This window comes from Microbacterium sp. EG9 (assembly GCF_059759475.1).
The window spans coordinates 1,850,863-1,866,540 of the sequence record NZ_CM186217.1; the positions used below are offsets into that span (position 1 = coordinate 1,850,863).

The window sequence follows — 15,678 nt, forward strand, 5'->3', positions numbered from 1 at the left end:
CATGGGTTGTTCTCCCCATCGCGACGCGTCGAGGGCTCCCCTAGGTTGTCAGGAGGGAGGCGGACAGATGAGCGATCTGAAGATCGATGTGAGCGAGGTCCTGTCGAGCGCGTCGCGCGCCGAGAGGATCGCGGGCGACTTCTCGACGGCCGAGCGCATCGCCGACGAGACGGCGGGCTACACGGGTCACGACGGGCTGGCCGGCAAGGTTCGCGACTTCGGCGGCAAGTGGGACATCGCGCGCGGGAAGCTGGAGGACAACCTCACGTTCATCGCGGACTACCTGCGCGCGGTCGTCGACACCTTCGAGGACCTCGACACCGACCTGGCCGCCGCGGTGCAGCAGAGCCGGTCGGGCGACGCCGCGGCCGCCGCCGACGTGCGCGACGCGGCCTCCGCGACCCCCACGCCCGCGCCCGCGCCCGCCCCCGTCCCGACGCCGACACCGGGCCCGGCACCGACGCCCCCGACGGACGGAGACCGCTGATGACCCTTCCCGGCAACCCCGACGCGCTGGCCGAGCGCGCGGCGACCTACGTCTCGTCGGCCAGCCGCATCGAACGCGCCGCCGACGACCTCCGGGCGCTCGCGTATGCGAGCACCGCCCGCTCGCTGGACGCGATCCGCGAGCGCAGCGGCCAGGTGGCCGGAGACCTGAGCGCCGCCCACGGCCGTTACGCGGGCACGGCGCACGCGCTGGTCGAGTATGCGGCGGCGCTTCGCGACGCCCACCGCAAAGCCGACGAGGCCGACGCGAGCGAGGCGTACGCCGAGCGGCACGCCGGCAGCGCGGGCACGCAGGTCTCCGCGCTCGACCGTCACGTGCGCAGCCTGGAGCAGTCGGCCGCGCCCGCCGCGAACATCGAGACCGCGGAGCGTCAGCTCGCCGACGCGCGCGCCGCGGCCCGACGGTACGACGACGCCGCCTCGGCGGCTCGCGAGGCCCACGAACAGGCGCGACGCGACATGGAGGAGGCGGCGCAGCGCGCGATGGCGCTCATCGACAGCGCCATCGACGCGACCAACGAGGGGTGGCTCGATCGCGTCGGCAACTTCTTCGAGGGTCTCGGCTCGTTCTTCGCCGATCTGGCGAAGTGGGTCGGCGACTTCCTTCAGGATCTGTGGGACGAGCTCCAGCGACTCGTCTCGACCGTGCTCGCCCTGGTGGGGACCGTCCTGATCCTCGCGCTGGTCTATGCGCTGCTCTCGCTCATCCCCGTGATCGGTCCGCTCATCGCGGCCCTGGTGGTCGGACTGCTCGCGGGGTTCCTCCTCTCGAGCATCCTCTCGGACGTCCTCAAGCCCACCCCGCAGGTGAGCGAGTACGACCGCACCCGGCGGGAGAAGCGCGATTCGCAGGGCGAGCCCACCGATCTCGCGCACGCCATCAAGGATGCCGGCTACGTCGACTCCCTCGGCCACTACACCGCCGACAGCGCCGACGAGACCGTCATCAAGGTCACGAAGGTGGTCGACGCCGACGGGGTCGTGCGGTGGCGTGTCGCACTGCCGAGCACGCAGGAGTGGCTCTCGCGGTTCAACGGCGACCAGGGCGCGGTCAACGACCTCGACAGCAACCTCGCCCTCATGCTCACGCCCTCCCTGCGCTCGCAGTACGAGCGCGCGGTCCTGCAGGCGATGCAGCAGGCCGGGGTCGGGCCGGACGACCCGGTGATGCTCGTCGGCTTCAGCCAGGGCGGGATCATGGCGGGCCACCTCGCGGCCTACAACTCCGACTACAACTGGGATGCGGTCGTGGTCGCCGGCGCACCGATCGACAGCATGCCCATCCCGTCCTCGACGACCGTGGTCTCGGTGCAGCACGACGGCGACCCGGTGCCGCGCCTCGACTCGGTGATCTCCCTCGGCACCGGCGGATACGCCCAGCAGCGGCCGAACTGGACGACGATCAACACGCCGTCGCCTCTGGCGGCTCAGGGCGTCGGCGGCATCCACAACGCCTCCGCCTACAACTCGACGCTGCAGAGCCAGATCGATCGGGTGCCGCCCGCCACGCAGGACGACCTCAACGCGTACTTCATCGGCGACGGCAGCACGTACGGTTATGACACGACCTACTACTCCTGGCAGGAGAAATGATGCCCGGAACGACTCGACTCGCCGTCGCCGCGGCCGCCGCGGTCCTCGCGGTGGCGGCGCTCACCGCATGCACCGGCGGAGGCGGCGCGCCCGCCGCGTCCAGCGCCGCACAGGAAGGAACCGACGTGGATCTGCAGAGCGTCTACGCCGCCGTCTCGGCGGCCGATCCGGGGGTCGAGGATCCGCTGGGCACCGTGAGCACCTCCGGCATGGCGAAGACCCTGTCGGTGAGCGTGCTGGTGCCCGCCGACGAGCCGGTCACCGCCGAGCGCCTCGTGGCGATCTTCGTCGCGATCCGCGACACCACGCCCGCGAGCATCGAGACGGTCACCGTGATCGCCCGCGATGCCGCAGACGAGGAGAAGATCGTCGACCTGTCCGCGGCGGTCGCGGGACTCCCCGACGATGTGACGGCGCTGCACGACGGCGGCGTCACGCTCAGTCGCGTCGACCTCGAGAAGCTGTGAGCGACGACGCCGTCCCGGAGCTCGTGTTCCGCCTCGTCGGCACCTGGTGGCCCGTGGCGCTGGACAGCGACGAGGAGGCGCGCGCCTCGGCGACCGACGTCGCCCGTGGCACGCTCGGCACCGCCGATCAGCACGCGACGGCCCGCCGTCGGATGCGCGACGACCTCGTGGAGGCGGCGCGGGCCGCGCGCGAGGCGCACGGACGACTGCTGCTGCTGCAGACGGAGCTCGGTCCCGGCGAGCCGATGTCGGCCATGCTGACGCTGTTCGACGACGATCGCCTCCGCATGAGCCCGTCGATCGGCACGAACCCGCAGCACGTGCTGGCGGTGCTCGAAGAGGCCCTGCCCACCATCGCGCCCGACATGGCCGCAACCGCTGTGCGACGCCCGTTCTCCGACGGAGAGGTCGTCCGCGCGCATCGCGTGGACGAGTCGGTCGAGTTCGAGGACGGTGCCCCGTTCACCCAGCGGCGGCTCGTCGCGCAGTACTGGTATCCCGTGCCGGACTCGAAGAAGCTGAGCCTCGTCGTGCTGTCGACCCCGCTCGGCGACATCCCGAACGCGCTCCTCGCCTACTTCGACGCGATCGTCGAGGTCTCGGGGTTTCGCCCGGCATCCGCGCCCGTCGTGGACCACGCGGGCACCGTGGCGCGCTGACGCGCAATACGATGGAGGGCTATGCCTCCCGTCGCCCCCGTGATCTCCTACCCCCCGGAGCTGCCCGTCAGCGCCGCGCGGGAGGAGATCTCGCGCGCCATCGCGACGCATCAGGTGGTCATCGTCGCCGGCGCGACCGGTTCGGGCAAGACGACGCAGCTGCCGAAGATCTGCCTGGAGCTCGGCCGCACCCGCATCGCCCACACCCAGCCGCGCCGCATCGCCGCACGCACGATCGCGGAACGCATCGCGCACGAGCTGCAGGTTCCCCTCGGCGGCGCCGTCGGCTACAAGGTGCGCTTCACCGATCACGTCTCCGATGAGACGCAGGTCGCTCTGGTCACCGACGGCATCCTGCTCAACGAGATCCACCGCGACCGGTTGCTGCGCCGCTACGACACGATCATCATCGACGAGGCGCACGAGCGGTCGTTGAACATCGACTTCCTCCTGGGCTACCTCGCCCGGATCCTCCCGGAGCGTCCCGACCTCAAGGTCGTGATCACGTCGGCGACGATCGACCCGGAGAGCTTCGCACGGCACTTCGCGGATGCGGAGGGCACCCCCGCGCCGATCGTCGAGGTCTCCGGCCGCACCTACCCGGTCGAGATCCGCTACCGTCCGCACGTCCCCGAGGCCCCGGCCGTTGAGCGAGGCCCGAACGCCACCCCGGCCGCAGAGCGAGGTCCGAACGCCACCCCGGCCGTTGAGCGAGGCCCGAAGGGCACCCCGGTCGTTGAGCGAGGCCCGAAGGGCACCCCGGTCGTTGAGCGAGGCCCGAAGGGCCGAGTCGAAACGCCCGCCGACGGCGACGACGTCGACGCGCTGCTCGCCGCGCTGCGCGAGCTCGATCGCGAGGCCGAGGGTGACGTGCTCGTCTTCCTGCCCGGTGAAGCCGAGATCCGCGACGCGATGGATGCCGTGCGCGGCATGTACGCCAGAGACGCCCGCCCGACCGAGGTCCTCCCCCTCTACGGCCGTCTGTCGGCGGCGGAGCAGCACCGCGTCTTCGAGCCGTCCGGCGTCGCCGGGGTGCGGCGCCGGGTCATCCTCGCCACCAACGTCGCCGAGACGAGCCTCACCGTCCCCGGCATCCGCTACATCATCGACGCGGGCACCGCGCGCATCTCGCGCTACAGCGTCCGCTCCAAGATCCAGCGCCTGCCGATCGAGGCCATCTCGCAGGCCTCGGCGCAGCAGCGCTCCGGCCGTGCGGGACGCACGTCGCACGGCATCGCGATCCGGCTGTACGGCGAGGACGACTTCCGCTCGCGGCCGGAGTACACCGAGCCCGAGATCCTCCGCACGTCGCTCGCGTCGGTCATCCTGCAGATGCTCTCCCTCGGATTCGGCGACATCGAGGACTTCCCGTTCCTGACCAAGCCCGACAGCCGCGGGGTGAAGGCCGCGTTCGACCTGCTCACCGAGCTGCGCGCCGTCACGCCGTCGCGGCGGCTGACGTCGCTCGGACGCGAGATCGCACGCCTCCCGATCGATCCGCGGTTCGCGCGCATGTTGATCGAGGCGCGGCGCCTGCAGGTGCTGCCCGACGTCCTGGCCATCGTGGCCGGGCTGTCCATCCAGGACGTGCGCGAGCGGCCGTCGGCGGAGGACGGCGCCGGACGCGAGCAGGCCGATCGGCTCCACGCGCGGTTCACCGACCCGACCAGTGATTTCCTCACCCTGCTCAACCTCTGGAACCACCTGCAGCAACAGCAGCGCGAGCTCGGGTCGAGCGCGTTCCGGCGGCTGTGCCGCAGTGAGTTCCTGAACTACGTCCGCGTGCGCGAGTGGGTCGACGTGCACCGACAGCTGCGCCAGCTGATGGGCACGTCCTCGCGCACCGCCGCGGGCGACTCACCGCGCACCGACGGGAGCGCCGCCGATCCCGCCCTGGTCCACCGTGCCATCCTCGCGGGGCTGCTCTCCCACATCGGCATCCTCGACACCCGCTCCGTGGCGGGAAAGGCCAGCGGCCGGCCCGCCGACAAGCGCAAGCCGATCCCGGTGTTCCGCGGCGCACGCGGGAGCGCGTTCGCGATCTTCCCCGGTTCGGCGCTGCGCAAGGCCACCCCCGACGCCGTCATGGCCGCCGAGCTCGTCGAGACGTCGCGTCTGTTCGCGCGCACCGTGGCGGCGATCGATCCGGCGTGGGCCGAGGAGCTCGCCGGCGATCTCGCCCACCGCCAGCTGAGCGATCCGCACTGGTCGAAGGATGCCGGGGCCGCCGTCGCCGCGGAGAAGGTCACGCTCTTCGGCGTCGAGATCATCCCCCGCCGGCGCGTGCAGCTGGCGAGGATCGACCGGCCGCTGGCACGCGAGCTGTTCGTGCGGCACGCGCTCGTCGACGGCGACTGGAACAGCCAGCACCTCGACAAGCGGCTGACGGCCTTCGAACGGCGCAACCTCGACCTGCGTCGCCGCCTCGAGAAGGTGGAGGAGCGCGAGCGCCGCCGCGACATCCTGGTCGGAGACGAGGCCGTCTTCGCCTTCTACGACTCCCGCCTGCCGTCCGACGTGTTCGATGTGCGCTCGTTCGAGTCGTGGTGGCGCGACGCCTCGGCGCGCACCCCGCGGCTGCTCGACATGACCGAGGCCGACCTGCAGGGCGACGCGTCGCGTTCCGATGAGCGCGCGTTCCCGGGCCGGTGGCATCAGGGCGATCAGGTGCTCTCCCTCGCGTACCGCTTCGAGCCGGGCGATCCCGAGGACGGCGTGAGCGTGGTCGTCCCGCTTCCGCTGCTGGCGGGGCTCCGACCGGACGGCTTCGACTGGCAGGTCCCGGGGCTGCGCGCGGAACTGACCACCGCGCTGCTGAAGGCGCTGCCCAAGGCGATCCGCCGCCACGTGGTGCCGGCCGCCGACTGGGCGGCCCGCCTCGGCGAGGAGCTCAGCGACGCCGGGCCCGAGCATCACGACGGGCTTCCGCCGCAGACGCTGCGCGCCGCCCTCGCGACCCGCATCCAGCGCATCGCGAACCAGCCGGTGACGGTCGCCGATTTCGACCTCGACCGCGTGCCCTCCCACCTGCTCGTGACGTTCCGCGCCGTCGACCACCGCGGCCGCTCGGTCGGCACCTCGCGCGATCTGGGCGAGCTGCAGGATCGGCTCGCGAGCCGTGCCCGTGAGCAGGTGGCGCGCACCCTCGCGCGCGAGACGCCGCCCGCGGCCCGCGTCGCACGGGCGGCGGCCGGCGCGCCGCCGGCCGCCGCGGCCCCCGCTCTCGCGGAGCGCACCGGCATCCTCACGTGGGACCTCGGCACGCTGCCGGAGGTGGTCGACACCAAGGTCGCCGGCGGCGTCGTGCGCGGCTACCCCGCTCTCGTCGACGAGAAGGATGCCGTCGCCCTGCGCATCGAGGCGACGCCGGAACGGGCCGAACGCCTCACCCATGCCGGCGTGCGCCGGTTGCTGCTGCTGGCCGACTCCTCCCCCAGCGCCTACGTGCTCGATCACCTCACCGCGGCCGAGAAGCTCTCGCTGGCCGCGTCCCCGTACCCGTCGGCCAAGGCTCTCATCGAGGATGCGCGCGTCGCGGTCGCCGACGCCGTGCGGGACCGCGTGGCCCCCGGCGGCGTACGCACGCCGGAGCAGTTCGCGGCCGTCCGCGACGCGTTCTCGGCCGCCGTGGTCGACGAGCTCTTCCAGGCGGTTTCGCTCACGGCGCGCATCCTCACGCTCCAGCGCGACGTCGACAGGGCGATCAAGGGCCAGAACTCGATGACGCTGCTCACCGCGCTGGGCGACGTGAAGGGGCAGCTGGCGGGACTGATCTTCCCGGGGTTCGTGTCGCGGTCCGGTCTCGACCGCCTCCGGCACCTGCCGCGTTACCTGCAGGGCGCGCTCGAACGCGTCCGGACCCTCGCCGACAACCCCGGCCGCGACCGGCAACGGCTGACCGAGTTCGAGCGCGCCGCCGCGCTCTACGCCGACGCGGGGGGCACGCTGCCCCTGCCCGCCGACGCGACGCCGGCGCTGGTGCACGCGCGGTGGCTGCTGGAGGAGTACCGGGTGAGCCTGTTCGCGCAGGCGCTCGGCACCGCCGAGCCGGTCTCGCTCCCCCGCATCACCAAGGCGCTCAGCGCCTGATCCGGCCGCCCCGACGCGGAATACGGGCGGGGCGGGGCCGTTGCATCCCGCATGAGCACCGCGATCGTGTACACCGAGTTCGGAGGACCCGAGGTCCTCACCGTCGCCGACGTCGAGGTGCCCGCCCCCGGGCCCGGCGAGGTCACCGTCCGCATCGAGGCGGTCGGCGTCAACCCGATCGACCACAAGCTGCGCTCGGGCCTGCGCGCATCCGACCCGATCGTCGAGCCGCGCCGCCTGGGCTCGGATGCCGCCGGCATCGTCACGGCGGTCGGATCCGAGGTCGAGGGCTTCCGGGTCGGCGACCCCGTGGTCGTCTTCGGCGCCGCCGGCACCTACGCGAGCGCGCTGACGACCTCCGCCGCGCACGTCTCACCGCGTCCCCCGCAGGTGTCGGCCGCCGAGGGGGCCGCCCTCGGCATCCCCGTCGGGACGGCGTACCAGACGCTCCGCTCGCTCGCGGTGGGCGCCGAAGACACCGTGCTCATCCACGGCGGCTCGGGAGCCGTCGGGCAGGCCGCCATCCAGCACGCGGTGCTCTCGGGCGCGACGGTGCTCGCGACGACGAGCGACCGTCGCGCCGACCGGGTGCGGGCGCTCGGCGCGCATCCCCTGCCCTACGGCGCCGCCGTCGTGGACGACGTGCGCCGGCTCGCGCCGCAGGGCGTCACGGTCGCCATCGACCTCGCCGGCACCGACGACGCACTGCAGCAGTCACGCGAGCTCGTCGCCGATCATCGCCGCATCGCGACGCTGGTGCGCGGGAAGGATGCCGCAGCCCTCGGCATCCGGGCCTTCAGCGGCGGCAGCCCGGTGCCCTTGACGGCGCACGAGCAGGCGTGGCGGGCCGAGGCCGTCCCGGTCACGGTCGCCCTCCTCGCGGCCGGACGGTTCCGCATCGAGCTCGGACCGCGGCTGCCGCTGGCCGAGGCGGCGGAGGCGCACCGGCTCGTCGCCGCCGGCGCCGACGGCAAGATCGTGCTGGTGCCCTGACCCTCCCGGCTCAGCTGGCCGCGATGAGGGCCCGGTAGAAGCGGATGCCGGCCAGCCACGACGCGACCCGGATGCGCTCGTTGTGCGAGTGCAGAGCGTCGCGTTCGGCGCGCGTGAGGTGGAACGGCGTGAAGCGGTAGACGTGCGCGCTGATGGCGGTGAACCACCGGCTGTCGCTCGCACCGAGCTGGATGTAGGGCGTCGTGACGACCTCCTCGCCCAGCGTCTCGCGGACCGCCGTGGCGATGCGCCGCCACGGCCGTCCGCGCCACGGCGAGACCGGCGACGGATCGGACCCGTGCCGCACCTCCACCTCGACATGCGGGTCGGCGACGACGCGGCGGATCCGCGCCGTCGCGGAGGCGACCGTGTCGCCCGTGAGCAGGCGGACGTTGACCGCGGCGCGCGCGGTCGTCGCGAGGACGTTCTCGCCCGGGGCGCCCGACAGCTCGGTGGCGACGGCGGTGGTGCGCACCATCGCGTTCATCTCCGGCCCGAGCCGGGGGAAGACCCGCGCCACCACCGGCGCCAGCAGGCCCAGATTGGCGAACACCGTCCGCAGCGGCTGAGCGGCGTGCGGGGCGAGGGTGGCGAAGAGCGCCCGCACCGGCGGCGCGATGCGCGCGGGGAACGGATGCCGGTGGATGCGGTCGATCGCCCGGGCCAGGCGCGCCGTCGCCGGGAAGGCCGGCGGCGTCGACGCGTGCCCGCCGCCCTCCCGGGCGGTGAGACGGAGCGTCATGACGCCCCGCTCGGCGACACCCACCATCGCGGTGGGCACCGAGATCCCCGGCACGACGCCCTCCACGACGGCGCCGCCCTCGTCCAGGACGAGACCAGGCTCCACGCCGCGCTCGCGCAGCAGCGCGACGATCGCCCGGGCGCCCCCGCCGGCGGTCTCCTCGTTGTGCCCGAAGGCGAGATAGACGTCGTGCTCGGGTGAGAAGCCGTCGGCGACGAGCGCCTCGACCGCTTCGAGGATGGCGACGAGCGCGCCCTTGTCGTCGATCGCTCCGCGCGCGTGGATGGCCGCATCCGCGCCCTCGCCGGCGATCTCCGCGGCGAACGGCGGGAGATCCCACTCCTGCTCGACCACGGGCACGACATCCAGATGCGCCATCAGCACGAGCGGGTCCGCCCCGCCGCGGGCGCCCGGCCAGCGGTAGAGCAGCGAATGCCCGTCGACGACCTCGCGCTCCAGCACGGCATGCAGCGCCGGATACAGGCGCACAACCGCGTCGAGCAGCCGGTCGAAGGGCTCCCAGTCGATGAGGCCCTCGTCGGCATGCGAGACGGTCGGAATCTGCAGCAGCTCACGGAACCGGGCGATCGAGGCGGCGTTGTCGGCACTCACGGCTCGAGCCTACGCGGCCGCCGATAGGCTCGAGGCATGACCGACATCGCTCCCGGCAGCCCCGGCGCCGCCTCCCCGATCCCCGGCGCCCCCGTCCGCTGGGGCATCCTGGCGACGGGCGGCATCGCCCACGCCTTCACGAAGGATCTCCGGACCGCGGGGCTGACGGTCACCGCGGTCGGTTCGCGTCGCGCCGAGTCCGCGGAGGCGTTCGCGCAGGAGCACGGCATCCCCCGCGCCCATGGCTCGTACGAGGAGCTGGTCGCCGACCCCGAGGTCGACATCGTCTACGTCGCCTCGCCGCACAGTCATCATCGCGAGCACGCCGTCCTCGCTCTCGAGGCCGGAAAGCACGTCCTCATCGAGAAGGCGGTGACGCTCGACGCCGACGAGGCCGTCGCGATCCGCGACATCGCGGCCGGCCGCGGACTGCTCGCGATGGAGGCGATGTGGACGCGGTACCTGCCGCACATGGTGCGCATCCGCGAGCTCATCGCCGACGGGACGATCGGCGAGGTGCGCACGGTCGTGGCCGACCACACCCAGTCGCTCCCGCTCGATCCCGGCCACCGCCTGAACGCCCTCGAGCTCGGCGGCGGTGCCCTGCTGGACCTCGGCATCTACCCGGTCTCCTTCGCATGGGACGTGCTCGGACCGATGACCGAGGTGCGCGCGGTCGGTCGGCTCGGCGAGACGGGCGCCGACACCGAGGTCGCGATCGCCGCCGTCCACGAAGGAGGCGCGGTGTCGTCGCTCGTCACGAGCTCGCGCGCCGCCGGACCGAACGCGGCGCACGTCATCGGCACGGCCGCCCGCATCGACATCGACCGCGTGTGGTACGAGCCCACCTCCTTCCGCGTGACCGCGACCGACGGCACGGTCATCGAGGAGTACCGCTCCACCGTCGACGGGCGCGGCATGCAGTTCCAGGCTCTGTACGCCGAGGCGCTGCTGCGCGCGGGACGCACCGACAGCGACCTCCTCCCGTTCGACGAGTCGATCGCGATCATGGCCGCCCTCGACGGCGTGCGAGCCCAGCTCGGCGTGACCTACCCGAAGGGGCACTGACATGGCCGAGCTGCAGGGCAACCGCGTCGCGGTGTATCTCGACTTCGACAACATCGTGATGAGCTGGTACGACCGCGTGCACGGGCGCAACTCCTACGCGGCCGACCGGCAGAAGATCATCGCCGACCCCGACGCGCCCGAGATCGCCCAGCGCCTCAAGGACGCGACGATCGACGTCGGCGCGATCATCGACTACGCGGCATCCTTCGGCACCCTGGTGCTCACGCGGGCCTACGCCGACTGGTCGTCGCCGGTGAACGCGCTGTACCGCTCGCAGCTCGTCGCGCGCGCCGTCGACCTCGTCCAGCTGTTCCCGGCCGCCGCGTACGCGAAGAACGGCGCCGACATCCGCCTGGCCGTCGACACGGTCGAGGACATGTTCCGCCTGCCCGACCTCACCCACGTCGTCATCGTGGCGGGAGACAGCGACTACGTGCCGCTCGCGCAGCGCTGTAAGCGTCTCGGCCGGGTCGTCGTCGGAGTCGGCGTCGCCGGGTCGACCGCGAAGTCGCTCGCCGCGGCATGCGACCAGTTCGACGCCTACGACTCGTTGCCCGGCGTCGTTCCGCCGGCGGCGGCCGCCACCGCACAGAAGAAGACGGATGCCGCGGCCACGACGTCTTCCCGCCGCCGCAAGAAGGCGGAGGACCCGACGGCCGAGCTCCTGGGCCGCGCCCTGCGGCTGGAGCAGGAGCGCACCGACGACGAATGGGTGCATCTGTCGGCCGTGAAGAACCTCCTCAAGCGGATGGACCCCTCGTTCAGCGAGAAGGCTCTCGGCCACCGGTCGTTCTCCGACTTCGTCAAGGCGCACCCGACCGTCGCGGACATCGACGAGACCACCAACATCGTCCGCGTGCGCCCGCACACGACCGACGCGGCCGACGAGGGCTGACCCCCGCCGGCCGCGCCGGACGGACGAGCGGTCAGCCGGCGAAGGGGATCGCCCCGACCAGGACGCCGACCGCGAGCATCGCGAGCGAGACGAGCGTCGCCCGCCACAGCACCTTCTTGTGGTGGTCGCCGAGGTTGACGTTCGCGAGGGACACGAGCAGCAGGATCGCCGGCACGAGCGGGCTCTGCAGGTGCACCGGCTGGCCGGTGATCGAGGCCCGCGCCATCTCGACGGGCGCGATCCCGAAGTGCGACGCGCTCTCGGCGAGCACCGGCAGGATGCCGAAGTAGAAGGCGTCGTTCGACATGAAGAACGTGAACGGGATCGACAGCACTCCCGTGATCACGGCGAGGAACGGGCCCAGCTCGGCGGGGATGACCGAGGTGATCCACGAGGCCATCGCGGTCACCATGCCCGTGCCGTTGAGCACGCCCACGAGCACGCCCGCAGCGAGCACCATCGACACCACGCCCACGATCGACGGGGCGTGGGCGACGATCTCGTCGGCCTGGCTCTTCAGCTTCGGAAAGTTCACGATCAGCGCGATCGCCGCTCCCACCATGAAGACGAACGCCAGCGGGAACAGGTCCAGGATCAGCAGCACCATCACCGCGACCGTCAGCACGAGGTTGAACCAGATGAGCCGCGGGCGCAGCGTGGGCCGGTTCGGATCGAGCATCGTGTCGGCCATGGCGGTGTCGGCGGCATCCACGAGGGCGGTCGCCGCGACGGCCTCGCGGGCGCCGCGCACGGTGACGATGTTCCCGGTGCGCAGCGTCGCCGCGGCTCCCGGCTTGGGCTCGGCCCCGCGGAACAGACGCGGCGCGCCGAAGATGCCGTCGCCGCGGGTCGCCTCGATCCGCGTGGTGTCGACCACGCCGGCGAGGCGGCGGCGCTCGCTCAGGCCGAGGAACCACGCGAAGGCGAGCGAGATCACGAGACCCGTCGCGAGCGAGGGCAGCATCGGCACGAAGATGTCGGTGGGCTCCAGCGAGAGAGCGGATGCCGCGCGCACCGTCGGCCCGCCCCACGGCACGATGTTCAGGGTGCCGTTCATCAGCCCCGCCACGCAGGTGAGCACGACCGGGCTCATCCCCAGCCGGAGATAGATCGGCAGCATCGCGGAGGTGGTGATGATGAAGGTCGTCGATCCGTCGCCGTCCAGCGACACGGCCCCGGCGAGCAGCGCCGTGCCGAGCACGACCTTCGCGGGGTCGTCCCCCAGCACCCGCGTGATGACGCGGATGAGGGGGTCGAACAGCCCGACGTCGATCATGATGCCGAAGTACATGATCGCGAACATCAGCAGCGCCGCCGTCGGCGCCATCGATTTGATCGCGTCGATGATCATGTCGCCGAGGCCGAGACCGGCACCGGCGAACAGGCCGAAGATCGTCGGCACCACGATGAGCGCGACCATCGGCGTCAGGCGGCGCGTCATGATCAGCGCCATGAAGGTCAGCACCATCGTGAACCCGAGCACGACGAGCACACCGTCCGAGGGCGTGAACGCCAGATCGTAGCCGTCGTCGGCGGCGGCCGCGACGAGACCGAGGGGAACAGGGGGCATCTCGACTCCTTCGTCAGCGGCCGACGTTCGTCGTCGACCGGATGCCGCGAATCTAGGGACCGCGCCGCGGCGGCGCGCGCTATCTCTCATTCCCGCGACTTCTGCGCGAAGCGCGAGTTCAGCGCATTATGCTCACCAGATGAGATTCGCGACGCGCGCGGCGCTGCTGCTGCTGGCGACGGTGGTCGCCGTCGTCGCGGTGTGCGTCGTGGTCTTCGTGATCCTCGGCGTCCAGCTGCTGCGCGCCGAGGCGGAGACCTCCGCGCTCAACATCGCCCGTACGATCGCCGTCGATCCGCAGGTGCGCGCCGAGGTCGCCGCGATCAGCGCCGATCCGGGCACGCCCGACGGTGCCGAGCTCCGCGACGGAGAGCTGCAGCGCCTGGCCGACGCCGTGACGGCGCGCACCGGGACGCTGTTCGTCGTCATCGCCGACGACCACGGCATCCGTCTCGCCCACCCCGACCCCGACCAGCTGGGCCGGCCGGTCAGCACGGACTACCGTCAGGTGCTCGCCGGCAACGAGGTCGTGACGTGGGAGGAAGGGACCCTCGGCGTCTCGGCGCGCGCGAAGGTGCCGATCCTCCCGCCCGACGGCGAGGGCACCGCCCCCGTCGGCGAAGTGAGCGTCGGATTCGAGCCCTCGAGCGTGTTCGACGACCTCCCGGCGCTGCTGGGCGGCATCGCCGCCGCGGCCGGCGCGGGGATCCTGGTGGCCGCGCTCGCCGGACTGGTGCTGCGACGGCGGTGGGAACGCGTGACGCTGGGCTTGCAGCCGGAGGAACTGGTCGCCCTGGTGCAGAACCAGGCCGCGGTGCTCGACGGTGTGGGCGACGGCGTCGTCGCGCTCGACGGGGAGGGGACGGTGCGCCTGTGCAACGAGACCGCCCGCCGGCTCCTCGATCTCGACGCCCCCGAGGGGCGCACGCTGGAGGAACTCGGGGTCGCACCGGCCATCCTCGTCGCCGTGCGCGAAGGGACCGCGGGCGACGGGATCGTGGTGGGCGATCGGGTGCTCTACGTCGACGCCCAGCCGGTCCGTCGCGAGGGGCGCGACCTCGGGGCCGTCCTGATCGTGCGCGACCGCACCGACATCGTGGCCCTCACGGAGCGGCTCGACACCGTGCGCGCGATGACCGGCGCGCTGCGCGTCCAGCGACACGAGTTCGCCAACCGCCTGCACGTCGCGGCCGGCCTGCTCGACGCGGGGCGCGACCGCGAGGCGCGCGAGTTCCTGGGCGATCAGCTGCAGCGCGGCCCGGTGGACTATCCGGTCGAGAACCTCGATCTGATCGGCGATGCCCTCCTGCATGCGCTCATCGGCGCCCACGCGCTCGAAGCCGGCGAGCGCGGCGTCCGCGTGTCGATCGATCCCGACTCCCTGCTGCTGTCGCCGCTGCGCGACGTCGAGGACGTCGCCGCCGTGCTCGGCAATCTCGTCGACAACGCCGTGCGGGCGGCGGTCGCCGGTCCCGAGCCGCGGGAGGTGCGGATCGGCTGCTTCGGCGACGGCCCGGACCTCGTCCTCACGGTCGCCGACTCGGGCGCGGGCGTCCCCGACGACGCCGACCTCTTCCGTCGCTCCGCACGGCCCGCCTCCGATCTCGACCGCGTGCACGGGCTCGGCGTCGGCCTTCCGCTGTCGCGGGAGCTCGCCCGGCGCCGCGGCGGCGAGGTCTGGCTGATCGATCCCGGCGGACGCGGCCCCGCGGGCTCGGGCACGGGGGCCGTGTTCGGCGCGCGTCTCGTGGACGTGCTGGACACCGGCACCGCCGCGGACCCCACCTCCGGAAAGGACTCCGCCCGATGAGCTCACCCGTCCGCGTCCTCGTGGTCGACGACGACTTCCGGGTCGCCGGCCTGCACCGCGACATCGTCGCGGAGCGTCCCGGCTACACCGCGCTGGAGCCGGTGCGCACCCTCGCCGCGGCGAGCGCCGCCGTGCGGGCCGACCGGCCCGACCTCATGCTCGTCGACGCGTACCTCCCGGACGGCGACGGCATCGGCTTCGTGCAGGCCTGCGGCGTCGACGCCGTCGTCCTGTCCGCCGCCGCGGACGCCGCGACGGTCCGCCGCGCGCTGCGCGCGGGGGCGCTGGGCTACCTCGTCAAGCCGTTCGAGCGCCGCGCGCTGACCGACCTGCTGGATCGCTATCTGCGCTTCCGGAACCTGCTCGACGAGTCGCGCACCGTCTCGCAGGAGGAGATCGACCGCGCGCTGGCGCTCCTGCGCGCCGGCGGCGAGACCCCGTCGGTGTCGCGGTCGGCGACCGAGCAGGTGATCCTCGAGGCGCTCGGCGACGACGAGTCGTCGGCGTCGGAGATCGCCGACCGCGCTGGCGTCTCGCGCGCCACCGCGCAGCGGCATCTGTCGGCGATGGCGGCCCGCGGAGTCGTGGACGTACGCCTGCGCTACGGCACCACCGGACGCCCGGAGCACCGCTACCTGCGCGTGCGTGCGTGAGCGCACAGGAGCTGTGCGGC

Annotated in this window: 12 protein-coding genes; 10 read left to right on the forward strand and 2 right to left on the reverse strand. The window is 72.7% G+C overall.

What is annotated here, in order from left to right; translation table 11 throughout:
- Positions 1 to 67 precede the first annotated feature (67 nt).
- Genes AC6CQV_RS08740 through AC6CQV_RS08765 form a run of 6 tightly spaced genes read left to right on the forward strand, consistent with a single transcriptional unit; the run spans position 68 to position 8,308 of the window.
- A complete protein-coding gene (locus tag AC6CQV_RS08740) occupies positions 68 to 487 on the forward strand; it encodes a hypothetical protein (protein WP_191008311.1) in 420 nt (139 codons plus the stop codon).
- A complete protein-coding gene (locus AC6CQV_RS08745) occupies positions 487 to 2,100 on the forward strand; it encodes an EI24 domain-containing protein (protein WP_191008310.1) in 1,614 nt (537 codons plus the stop codon). The genes AC6CQV_RS08740 and AC6CQV_RS08745 overlap by 1 nt, the downstream gene beginning before the upstream one ends.
- Positions 2,100 to 2,567, forward strand: a complete 468-nt coding sequence (locus tag AC6CQV_RS08750) for a hypothetical protein (protein WP_191008309.1) — start codon at positions 2,100 to 2,102, stop codon at positions 2,565 to 2,567. Before AC6CQV_RS08745 ends, AC6CQV_RS08750 begins: the two co-directional genes overlap by 1 nt.
- Positions 2,564 to 3,226, forward strand: a complete 663-nt coding sequence (locus tag AC6CQV_RS08755) for a hypothetical protein (RefSeq protein ID WP_060959317.1) — start codon at positions 2,564 to 2,566, stop codon at positions 3,224 to 3,226. The genes AC6CQV_RS08750 and AC6CQV_RS08755 overlap by 4 nt, the downstream gene beginning before the upstream one ends.
- 21 nt (positions 3,227 to 3,247) lie before the next feature.
- On the forward strand, positions 3,248 to 7,315 hold the full coding sequence (gene hrpA, locus AC6CQV_RS08760; RefSeq protein WP_498259252.1) for an ATP-dependent RNA helicase HrpA: 4,068 nt from the start codon (positions 3,248 to 3,250) through the stop codon (positions 7,313 to 7,315).
- Positions 7,316 to 7,366: 51 nt separating this feature from the next.
- A complete protein-coding gene (locus AC6CQV_RS08765; protein ID WP_498259253.1) occupies positions 7,367 to 8,308 on the forward strand; it encodes a quinone oxidoreductase family protein in 942 nt (313 codons plus the stop codon).
- 10 nt (positions 8,309 to 8,318) lie between these two features.
- Here AC6CQV_RS08765 and AC6CQV_RS08770 read toward each other — a convergent pair whose 3' ends face one another.
- The gene (locus tag AC6CQV_RS08770) at positions 8,319 to 9,662 is read right to left on the reverse strand and encodes a M20/M25/M40 family metallo-hydrolase (protein WP_061782161.1); all 1,344 of its coding nucleotides are present in this window, start codon (positions 9,660 to 9,662) and stop codon (positions 8,319 to 8,321) included.
- Between the two features lie 36 nt (positions 9,663 to 9,698).
- On the opposite strand from AC6CQV_RS08770, the gene AC6CQV_RS08775 reads away from it, so the two are divergent.
- Complete coding sequence (locus tag AC6CQV_RS08775) at positions 9,699 to 10,730, forward strand: Gfo/Idh/MocA family protein (protein WP_191008305.1); 1,032 nt, start codon at positions 9,699 to 9,701, stop codon at positions 10,728 to 10,730.
- A gap of 1 nt (position 10,731) precedes the next feature.
- Positions 10,732 to 11,625, forward strand: a complete 894-nt coding sequence (locus AC6CQV_RS08780) for an NYN domain-containing protein (RefSeq protein ID WP_101305977.1) — start codon at positions 10,732 to 10,734, stop codon at positions 11,623 to 11,625.
- A gap of 31 nt (positions 11,626 to 11,656) precedes the next feature.
- Here the strand turns inward: AC6CQV_RS08780 and citH are convergent, their stop codons facing one another.
- Positions 11,657 to 13,195 (reverse strand): citrate transporter CitH, encoded by a 1,539-nt coding sequence (citH, locus tag AC6CQV_RS08785; RefSeq protein WP_498259254.1) that lies wholly within the window; start codon positions 13,193 to 13,195, stop codon positions 11,657 to 11,659.
- A gap of 139 nt (positions 13,196 to 13,334) precedes the next feature.
- Here citH and AC6CQV_RS08790 point away from each other — a divergent pair, with 139 nt between their 5' ends.
- Positions 13,335 to 15,005: a sensor histidine kinase gene (locus tag AC6CQV_RS08790; RefSeq protein ID WP_498259255.1), complete on the forward strand. Its 1,671-nt coding sequence runs from the start codon at positions 13,335 to 13,337 to the stop codon at positions 15,003 to 15,005.
- Positions 15,002 to 15,658, forward strand: a complete 657-nt coding sequence (locus tag AC6CQV_RS08795; RefSeq protein ID WP_101305974.1) for a response regulator — start codon at positions 15,002 to 15,004, stop codon at positions 15,656 to 15,658. The genes AC6CQV_RS08790 and AC6CQV_RS08795 overlap by 4 nt, the downstream gene beginning before the upstream one ends.
- Positions 15,659 to 15,678: the final 20 nt, after the last annotated feature.